The organism is Photorhabdus heterorhabditis, assembly GCF_001280945.1.
GTDB lineage: Bacteria > Pseudomonadota > Gammaproteobacteria > Enterobacterales > Enterobacteriaceae > Photorhabdus > Photorhabdus heterorhabditis.
This window is the reverse complement of the sequence record NZ_LJCS01000057.1, coordinates 20,721-29,376: the sequence shown is the minus strand read 5'-3', so window position 1 is coordinate 29,376 and position 8,656 is coordinate 20,721. Positions and strand designations below refer to the sequence as shown.

The following is an 8,656-nucleotide window of genomic DNA, read 5'->3' as shown; positions in this document are numbered from 1 at the left end:
ATGGTTAAACAATGTGATTGTGGCGCCCCGAGCCAGAGAAACAAGCTCAAGAAAGCAGGCTGGAGTGATGATTATCGTGCAAGAGTGTTCTTTGGATGAAGATGAGTCAAAGTATGCTCGCGCCCTGAGGATAAGCAAGGTAATGATTGGTATACATCTCAAAATCAATTCTCAACAGAAACATTAAAGATTATGTATGATAATAATGGTCTCATTCGTGCAATAACGACGGATGTATCTAAATTTGCACCGCTTGGTTTTTCTGTTGCAGAAATTAATAAGAATGATGTGCCTAAAGAGTTTGACGAAAACACCAATGAAAAATGGGTATTTGATGGTTATAAAATATTTCCTTATGTCGCAACTAAAGAAGAATTAATTAGGAAAGCAGAACATGAAAGAATTCAGTTACTAGTTAAATCTAATAATATTATAGTTCCATTACAAGATGCCATTGATTTAAATATAGCGACAGAAGAAGAAAAAAACATTCTATTGGAATGGAAAAAATACCGAATAATGCTTAGTCGAGTTGATATTTCAACCGCACCAGAAATTGTCTGGCCAATTCCACCATTATCGTAGCTTATAAAAATGACCGGGGTTAGGATAACTCCCGGTCTTAATAAATTTATTGTAGTATCTTCAGTCACTTATTCAATAACAGAAGCCAGTGAAGTATTAACCTTGCTCAGTAATACCATATATTATCAGTGTGTTTGAATGTCAACATTTCCGAGTGATTTTTTATTGTTCAAGGACTTTGATACTATAGGCTATTTTTACAAGATAATCAGATATCTATTATTAGCATGCTAATTTTGCACTATGACAAATAGCATATCCCTATCTTTCGGTAAGTAGCCATTCAACACCAGAGTGTACGGGAATTTCTATACCAATAGTCAGAAATTTTTTACTGTTATCTAAATATTCTCCGGTAACTACATCATAATTAAATACAGTGATATTACCTGGCCCTATAAAAATATTATTTCCATCTAAAATAGTTGTAATCATTATGCTGCTCTCACAATGTAGTTAAATGCGATATTACGCGGACGTACTCGAAAAGCAGATAATCCAACTGCACCACTTGGTACTAATGACGTGCTTGTCGTGTAATACGGGCCACTGCCGGTAGTACTATCTTCAAAATCACTGGCCATAATTTCTGATGGATAAGCACGGGAATACGTATTAACAGGAGGTGATACCAATATCCCCCTATCAGCAGAAGCCGCGTGAACATAAACGCTGGGTAATCGTGTTGAATTTTGTTGTGACAGCAATGCACGTGATTGATCGACCCCACGCCCATCATCCCAGCCGCGAATAAATTCACCACGCAAATCGGGCAAATTACCACTAGGATAAGCCTTGGCTAACTCCGGAAATTTCGACTTATCAAAGGCCGCCCCATTACACGGAACCCATCCTTCCGGTGGTATTTCAGTCGGCCAGGGAAGTGGCACACCGACCGGAATTAGCTGTTCCACCAAACCAAGATTTTTCAAAACTCACTATTCTGTGAAATTTCCGAAAGGGTAGTCTCTCATTGGTACTCAGCAGGGTTACATATGGAAAAGATTGGCTATATTCGGGTGTCAAAAAATGACCAGAATGGTGATTTACAATGAAACACATTAAAAAGCATAAATAACGAACTACTTTTGAGGGAAAAATCTGTAGCAATAGCAGACAACTAAATGTTTAATTTTGTACCGTGCAATCAATATCTCATGAAGTTTTACTTTACAAAAAATACAGCTTATCTACCTAAGTCATGTAATTCTCTTCCCAAATAAATCTCATGCTAACTATTTTCCAAATGGTTAAACAAGGGCAGAAAACCCGCAGTTATAAGCTGCGAGTTCTACCATTAGCATTAAGTATCAACGCTTCTTTTTCTTCCCCTGAACTGCTTTAAAACGTGGATTGGATTTACAAATAACATACAACCGGCCACGACGTCGTACGATTTTGCAATCTGGGTGACGAGTTTTCGCCGTTTTAAGTGAACTTAACACCTGCATTTTTATGATCCTTCAATTTATTTATTGCCAATAAAACGCCCAAATTTTTTCTGGAATCGTGCTGTGCTGCCTTCCTGAGATAAAGTTTTCTGCTTACCTGTGTAGAAAGGATGTGATTCCGATGATACATCAACTGTCACATACGGATACTCTTCTCCATTCAAGGTAATTGTCCGCTCAGTACGGATAGTGGAACCAACTGTAAAGTAGGCATTAGCACTGGTATCGTGAAATACAACTACCCGGTAGTTTGGATGGATATTTGGTTTCATAACTTCGCCACAAATGTAATGTTATAATATAACAATAATGCAGTTCGTTTTTATCAGCAAGAAAATAATGAAAATTTTTTTCAGACCAAAAAAAAGCCTCTGTATTTTTAATGTACAGAGGCTTATTTCAACTTATTACTTATAAAACGACTATTCTACAGTTACTGATTTAGCCAAGTTACGAGGCTGATCAACATCAGTCCCTTTAATCAAAGCAACATGATAGGAGAGTAGTTGCAGTGGAACGGTATAAAATATTGGTGCAATCAGTTCTTCAACATGCGGTAATGGGATGATCTTCATTCCTTCGCTGTCCGTAAAACCGGCATCCTGATCCGCAAATACATATAACAATCCACCACGGGCTCGTACTTCTTCAATATTGGATTTCAGTTTTTCCAATAGTTCATTGTTTGGAGCCACAATGATAACAGGCATGTCTGCATCAATCAGTGCCAATGGACCATGTTTCAATTCACCTGCTGCATAAGCCTCAGCATGAATGTAAGAAATTTCTTTTAATTTCAGTGCCCCTTCAACCGCTATCGGATATTGATCACCACGGCCAAGGAACAAAGCGTGGTGTTTATCAGAAAAATCTTCCGCCAGCGCCTCGATAATTTTATCCTTCGACAACATGCTTTCAATGCGGCTCGGCAGTGCATGTAATGCATGAACAATTTCTTGCTCCTGCTCTACATCAACACCGTTTAAGCGTCCAAGATAAGCCACCAGCATCAGCAACACTGTCAGTTGGGTTGTGAAAGCTTTCGTTGAAGCAACACCAATTTCAGCACCAGCCTTAGTCATCAGTGCAAAATCAGATTCACGGACTAAAGAAGAACCCGCTACGTTACAGACTGTCAACGATGTGAGATATCCAAGTTCTTTAGATAAACGCAAAGCTGCCAATGTATCTGCGGTTTCACCTGATTGAGACAATGTAATTAATAAGCTTCCCGGACGACGTGCCGATTTGCGGTAACGAAATTCAGAGGCAATTTCTACATCACAAGGAATACCGGCCAATGCTTCAAACCAATAACGGGAAACCATACCTGCGTTATAGGATGTACCACAGGCAACAATCTGAATATGTTCTACTTTGGATAATAATTCAGCTGCATTAGGGCCAAGTTCAGACAGATCTACTTGTCCATAACCTAAGCGCTTTTCCAAAGTACTTTTGATTGCCATTGGCTGTTCATAGATCTCTTTTTGCATATAGTGACGATAAATACCTTTGTCACCAGCATCATATTGAATATTAGATTCAATATGTTCCCGTTCAATTGGCTCCCCGTGAATATTAAAAATACGCACGGTACGACGGGTTACTTCAGCAATATCGCCTTCTTCAAGGAAGATAAAACGACGAGTAACAGGCAACAGCGCCAATTGATCAGACGCAAGGAAGTTTTCCCCCACACCCAAACCAATAACCAAAGGACTACCCGATCTTGCAGCGATTACTGCTCCGGGATCACGGCTATCCATGATAACTGCGCCATAAGCACCACGAAGCTGGGGGATAACACGCTGGACAGCCTCTAGCAAGGTACCACTCTGTTTTTGCTCCCAATGAACAAGGTGAGCAATAACTTCTGTGTCAGTATCCGATATAAATGAATAACCACGCTCAATTAATTGAACCCGCAATTCTTCATAGTTTTCAATAATGCCGTTGTGAACAACAGCAATATAATCGGAAATATGCGGATGAGCATTCTTCTCGTTCGGTTCACCATGTGTAGCCCAACGGGTGTGCGCAATACCTGTCCCACCAAGGACTGGTTGTTTATCAACCTCATCAGCTAGCATTTGCACCTTACCGACTTCACGTAGGCGGAGCATATTCTTTTCGTTATCAACAACCGCCAACCCAGCGGAGTCGTAACCACGGTATTCCAAACGACGAAGCCCTTCAATCAGGATTTCAGCAATATCTCGTTGTGCTACTGCACCAACAATTCCACACATCAGTTTTATTCCTAAAAACAGGGCTGATGAAAGCCCTTTATAATGTCACGAGCCTGATTGTTTTCCGGCTTTGCCGGTCCCCGAGCCTGTAGAGTGGGGATTATTATTTTATTTTTTCTTAACAGGGCGTTTCCAACCCTGAATATGCGTTTGCTTAGTTCTGCTTACTACCAGTTCATCTTCAGCAACATTTTTCGTCACTGTCGTCCCCGCACCAATTGTAGCGCCGTTAGCAATTGTCACTGGAGCAACAAGTTGGGTATCAGAACCAACAAAAACGTTATCGCCAATAATAGTTTTGAATTTATTAGCGCCATCGTAGTTACAGGTAATAGTACCTGCACCAATGTTTACATCACTACCAATATCAGTATCACCAAGATAAGTTAGATGTCCCGCCTTAGAACCTTTACCCAGATAAGATTTCTTCATTTCAACGAAATTCCCTACATGGGCTTTTTCAGCAAGTTTAGAGCCGGGACGTAAACGGGCAAAAGGTCCAACAGTACAACCAACCCCCATTTCAGAATCTTCAATGACTGTATATGGACTAAGAACAGAATCATCACCAATAATGCAGTTCTTCAGTACGCAACCTGTGCCAATCTGTACATTATTTCCGAGAGTTACATTGCCTTCGATAATAACATTAGTATCAATAACTACATCATGGCCATAGGCCAACGTGCCACGTAAATCAAAACGGGTAGGGTCTAGCAGCATAACACCAGCCAGCAATAATTTTTCTGCCTGTTCAGATTGATAAATACGTTCAAGAGCGGAAAGCTGTAGGCGGTTATTCACACCTTCCATTTCACTCAAACGTCTTGGATGTACCGCTTCAATTTTTTGACCTTCTTTATAGGCCAAAGCAATCACATCAGTAATGTAATATTCACCCTGAACATTGTTGTTATCCAATTGGGATAACCAACGTTTTAAATCGCCACCATTAGCAACCAAAATACCTGTGTTAATTTCATTAATTTTGCGCTGCTCATCAGTTGCATCTTTTTGCTCAATGATTCCAGTCACATCCCCGTCTTCACGAATAATACGACCATAACCCGTTGGATTATCCAGAATTGCTGTCAGTAAACCAATACCACCTTCAGGTTTAGCCGCCAACAGACGCTCAAGGGTATCTGTACCAATAAGAGGTACATCGCCATACAGCATCAGAATATCTTCATCATCAGTAAAATGTGGCGCTGCCTGCAGCATTGCGTGACCTGTCCCTAACTGTTCCTCTTGTAATACCCAATTCAACTTTTGTTCAGAAAGGGTCTGCTTCATCAGATCACCACCATGCCCATACACCAAATGAACATTTTTAGCACCCAATACCATTGCAGTATCAATCACATGCTGAACCATAGGTTTACCTGCCAGCAAGTGTAAAACTTTAGGGAGATCAGAATACATGCGGGTTCCTTTACCCGCAGCAAGGATAACAACACTTCTTGCACTGTTAGACATAAGAAACCTGATAACTCCAATTTAAGATAAAAAAAGTAAACCTGTTTGCGAGATAAATTACTACATATTTCGCAATACAAAAAAGCCAGTTAGCTCACACCAACTGGCTTCTTTTCTTTAACTGCCTGTATTACATTGCCTTTTTTGTCAACTCGATTACCCGAAGTTTTGCAATCGCTTTAGACAATTCAGCTGATGCCTGAGCATAGTCAACATCACCGTGAGAATTACGGATGCGTTCTTCAGCTTTACGCTTAGATTCCAACGCCTTAGCTTCATCCAAATCTTTACCACGGATCGCAGTGTCAGCTAGTACGATAACGCCGCTCGGTTGTACCTCAAGGATACCCCCAGAAAGGTAAATAACCTCTTCTTCACCGAACTGCTTAACAATACGTACCATGCCAGGTTTTATGGCAGTAAGTAGTGGTGCATGTCCTGGGTAAATACCCAGTTCACCTTCACTACCTGTCACCTGAATTTTTTGTACCAAGCCTTCAAACATCCGGCTCTCAGCACTGACAACATTCAAATGGTAAGTCATTGCAGCCATGTCAACCTCCGGTCAGCCGTATTAAAGTTTTTTCGCTTTTTCCACAGCTTCTTCGATGGTACCTACCATGTAGAACGCTTGTTCTGGTAGGTGGTCATAGTCACCTTCTAAGATACCTTTAAAACCACGGATAGTATCTTTCAGGGAAACGAACTTACCTGGTGAACCAGTAAAGACTTCTGCAACGAAGAATGGCTGAGACAGGAAGCGCTGGATCTTACGAGCTCGTGCAACTACCAACTTATCGTCTTCTGACAGTTCATCCATACCCAGAATAGCGATAATATCTTTCAGTTCCTGATAACGTTGCAGGATAGACTGAACACCACGAGCAACGTTATAGTGCTCTTGACCAACAACCAATGGATCAAGCTGACGGCTAGTAGAATCCAGTGGATCAACCGCCGGGTAAATCCCCAGAGAAGCAATCTGACGGCTCAGTACTACGGTTGCGTCCAAGTGGGCGAAAGTCGTCGCTGGAGATGGGTCAGTCAAGTCATCCGCAGGTACGTAAACAGCCTGTACAGAAGTGATAGAACCGGTTTTGGTGGAAGTAATACGTTCTTGCAGAACACCCATTTCTTCCGCCAACGTTGGCTGATAACCTACCGCTGATGGCATACGGCCCAGCAGTGCAGACACTTCTGTTCCTGCTAAGGTATAACGATAAATGTTATCAACGAACAACAGAACATCACGGCCTTCATCACGGAATTTCTCAGCCATTGTTAGGCCAGTCAGCGCAACACGCAGACGGTTTCCTGGTGGCTCATTCATCTGACCATATACCAGAGATACTTTATCCAGTACGTTAGAATCTGTCATTTCGTGGTAGAAGTCGTTACCTTCACGGGTACGCTCACCTACACCGGCAAATACGGAGTAACCTGAGTGTTCAATCGCAATGTTACGGATAAGCTCCATCATGTTTACGGTTTTGCCTACACCCGCACCACCAAATAGACCAACTTTACCACCCTTGGCGAATGGACAAATCAGGTCCATTACTTTGATACCCGTTTCCAGCAACTCTTGAGAGTTAGATAACTCTTCGTAGCTTGGAGCCGGACGGTGAATAGCCCAACGCTCTTCTTCACCGATATCGCCTTTCATGTCGATTGGTTCACCCAATACGTTCATGATGCGACCCAGTGTCGCTTTACCAACTGGAACTTCGATTGGGTGACCTAAGTCAGTCACACTTAAACCACGGCTTAAGCCATCAGAAGTACCCATTGCAATACAACGAACAACGCCGCCGCCTAACTGCTGCTGAACTTCCAGCACCAGCTTAGCTTCGCCGTTTTGAACCTCAAGTGCATCGTATACTTTTGGTACAGCATCTTGAGGGAATTCGACGTCCACCACGGCGCCGATTACCTGGATAATCTTTCCAGTAGCCATCTTGAATCCTCTACGTAATTCGTAAACCTAGCTGTTAAACCGCGGAAGCACCCGAGACAATCTCGGTCAACTCCTGAGTTATGCTGGCCTGACGAGCTTTGTTATAAACCAACTGCAGCTCTTTGATCAGGCTGCCACCATTATCAGTCGCGGCTTTCATCGCCACCATTCTTGCGGCCTGCTCACTAGCCAGGTTTTCAACAACGCCCTGATAAACTTGCGACTCTACATAACGACGCAGTAGTATATCCAGCAACGCCTTAGGATCAGGTTCGTATAAATAATCCCAGGATTTCTTCTTCAGTGTTTCATCATCTCCGGCAGGCAGAGGCAATAACTGAGTAATAGTCGGTTCCTGAGACATTGTATTGATGAACTTGTTTGTCACCACATACAATTTATCCAGACGTCCTTCATCGTATGCCCGCAACATGATATTAACCGGCCCGATCAATTCGGACAGTGAAGGGTTATCTCCCATGCCTGTAACCTGAGCAACAATATTGCCCCCAACAGATGCAAAGAAAGAAACAGCCTTAGAGCCGATAAGTGCCAGATCACACTGGACACCTTTATCAGACCAATTTTTCATGTCCAACAGTAGTTTTTTGAACAAATTAGTATTCAAACCACCGCACAAGCCACGATCGGTAGAAACAACCAGGTACCCGACACGTTTAGTTTCACGTTCTTCAAGGTATGGATGTTTATATTCCAGATTACCTAACGCAAGGTGACCAATCACGCTGCGTATGGTTTCTGCATAAGGACGGCTGGCCGCCATGCGATCCTGCGTTTTACGCATTTTGGACGCAGCAACCATCTCCATCGCTTTAGTGATTTTTTGCGTGTTTTGCACGCTGGCGATCTTGGTACGTATTTCTTTTGCGCCGGCCATTCCTGATTCTCCTCATTAACCAGACGGCCCATGT

Annotated in this window: 11 protein-coding genes; 2 read left to right on the top strand and 9 right to left on the bottom strand. The window is 42.3% G+C overall.

The window, feature by feature from the left end:
• Positions 1 to 187, top strand: a 187-nt coding sequence (locus tag AM629_RS24725) for a hypothetical protein (RefSeq protein ID WP_235525502.1), incomplete at its 5' end; no start/stop codon positions are given.
• A 5-nt stretch (positions 188 to 192) separates the two neighbouring features.
• Entirely contained in the window at positions 193 to 585 is a 393-nt protein-coding gene (locus tag AM629_RS16675; RefSeq protein ID WP_054480383.1) for a tail fiber assembly protein, read from the top strand.
• 261 nt (positions 586 to 846) lie between these two features.
• On the opposite strand, the gene AM629_RS23990 is transcribed toward AM629_RS16675, so the two are convergent.
• The 9 genes from AM629_RS23990 to atpG form a co-directional block, all read right to left on the bottom strand.
• On the bottom strand, positions 847 to 1,020 hold the full coding sequence (locus AM629_RS23990; RefSeq protein ID WP_161804238.1) for a hypothetical protein: 174 nt from the start codon (positions 1,018 to 1,020) through the stop codon (positions 847 to 849).
• Positions 1,020 to 1,517, bottom strand: coding sequence for a phage tail protein (locus tag AM629_RS16670; protein ID WP_054480382.1), 498 nt, complete (start codon positions 1,515 to 1,517; stop codon positions 1,020 to 1,022). Before AM629_RS16670 ends, AM629_RS23990 begins: the two co-directional genes overlap by 1 nt.
• Before the next feature lie 378 nt (positions 1,518 to 1,895).
• Positions 1,896 to 2,036 carry a type B 50S ribosomal protein L36 gene (ykgO, locus tag AM629_RS16665; RefSeq protein ID WP_046974578.1) on the bottom strand — a complete coding sequence of 47 codons (141 nt, stop codon included), beginning with the start codon at positions 2,034 to 2,036 and terminating at the stop codon, positions 1,896 to 1,898.
• A gap of 17 nt (positions 2,037 to 2,053) precedes the next feature.
• Positions 2,054 to 2,308, bottom strand: a complete 255-nt coding sequence (locus AM629_RS16660) for a type B 50S ribosomal protein L31 (RefSeq protein WP_054480381.1) — start codon at positions 2,306 to 2,308, stop codon at positions 2,054 to 2,056.
• A 150-nt stretch (positions 2,309 to 2,458) separates the two neighbouring features.
• Complete coding sequence (gene glmS, locus AM629_RS16655) at positions 2,459 to 4,288, bottom strand: glutamine--fructose-6-phosphate transaminase (isomerizing) (RefSeq protein ID WP_054480380.1); 1,830 nt, start codon at positions 4,286 to 4,288, stop codon at positions 2,459 to 2,461.
• 108 nt (positions 4,289 to 4,396) lie between these two features.
• Positions 4,397 to 5,767, bottom strand: a complete 1,371-nt coding sequence (gene glmU / locus AM629_RS16650) for a bifunctional UDP-N-acetylglucosamine diphosphorylase/glucosamine-1-phosphate N-acetyltransferase GlmU (RefSeq protein ID WP_054480379.1) — start codon at positions 5,765 to 5,767, stop codon at positions 4,397 to 4,399.
• 130 nt (positions 5,768 to 5,897) lie between these two features.
• Positions 5,898 to 6,320, bottom strand: a complete 423-nt coding sequence (locus AM629_RS16645; RefSeq protein WP_054480378.1) for a F0F1 ATP synthase subunit epsilon — start codon at positions 6,318 to 6,320, stop codon at positions 5,898 to 5,900.
• A gap of 21 nt (positions 6,321 to 6,341) precedes the next feature.
• On the bottom strand, positions 6,342 to 7,724 hold the full coding sequence (atpD, locus tag AM629_RS16640) for a F0F1 ATP synthase subunit beta (RefSeq protein WP_054480377.1): 1,383 nt from the start codon (positions 7,722 to 7,724) through the stop codon (positions 6,342 to 6,344).
• A 34-nt stretch (positions 7,725 to 7,758) separates the two neighbouring features.
• The gene (gene atpG, locus AM629_RS16635; protein WP_054480376.1) at positions 7,759 to 8,622 is read right to left on the bottom strand and encodes a F0F1 ATP synthase subunit gamma; all 864 of its coding nucleotides are present in this window, start codon (positions 8,620 to 8,622) and stop codon (positions 7,759 to 7,761) included.
• Positions 8,623 to 8,656: the final 34 nt, after the last annotated feature.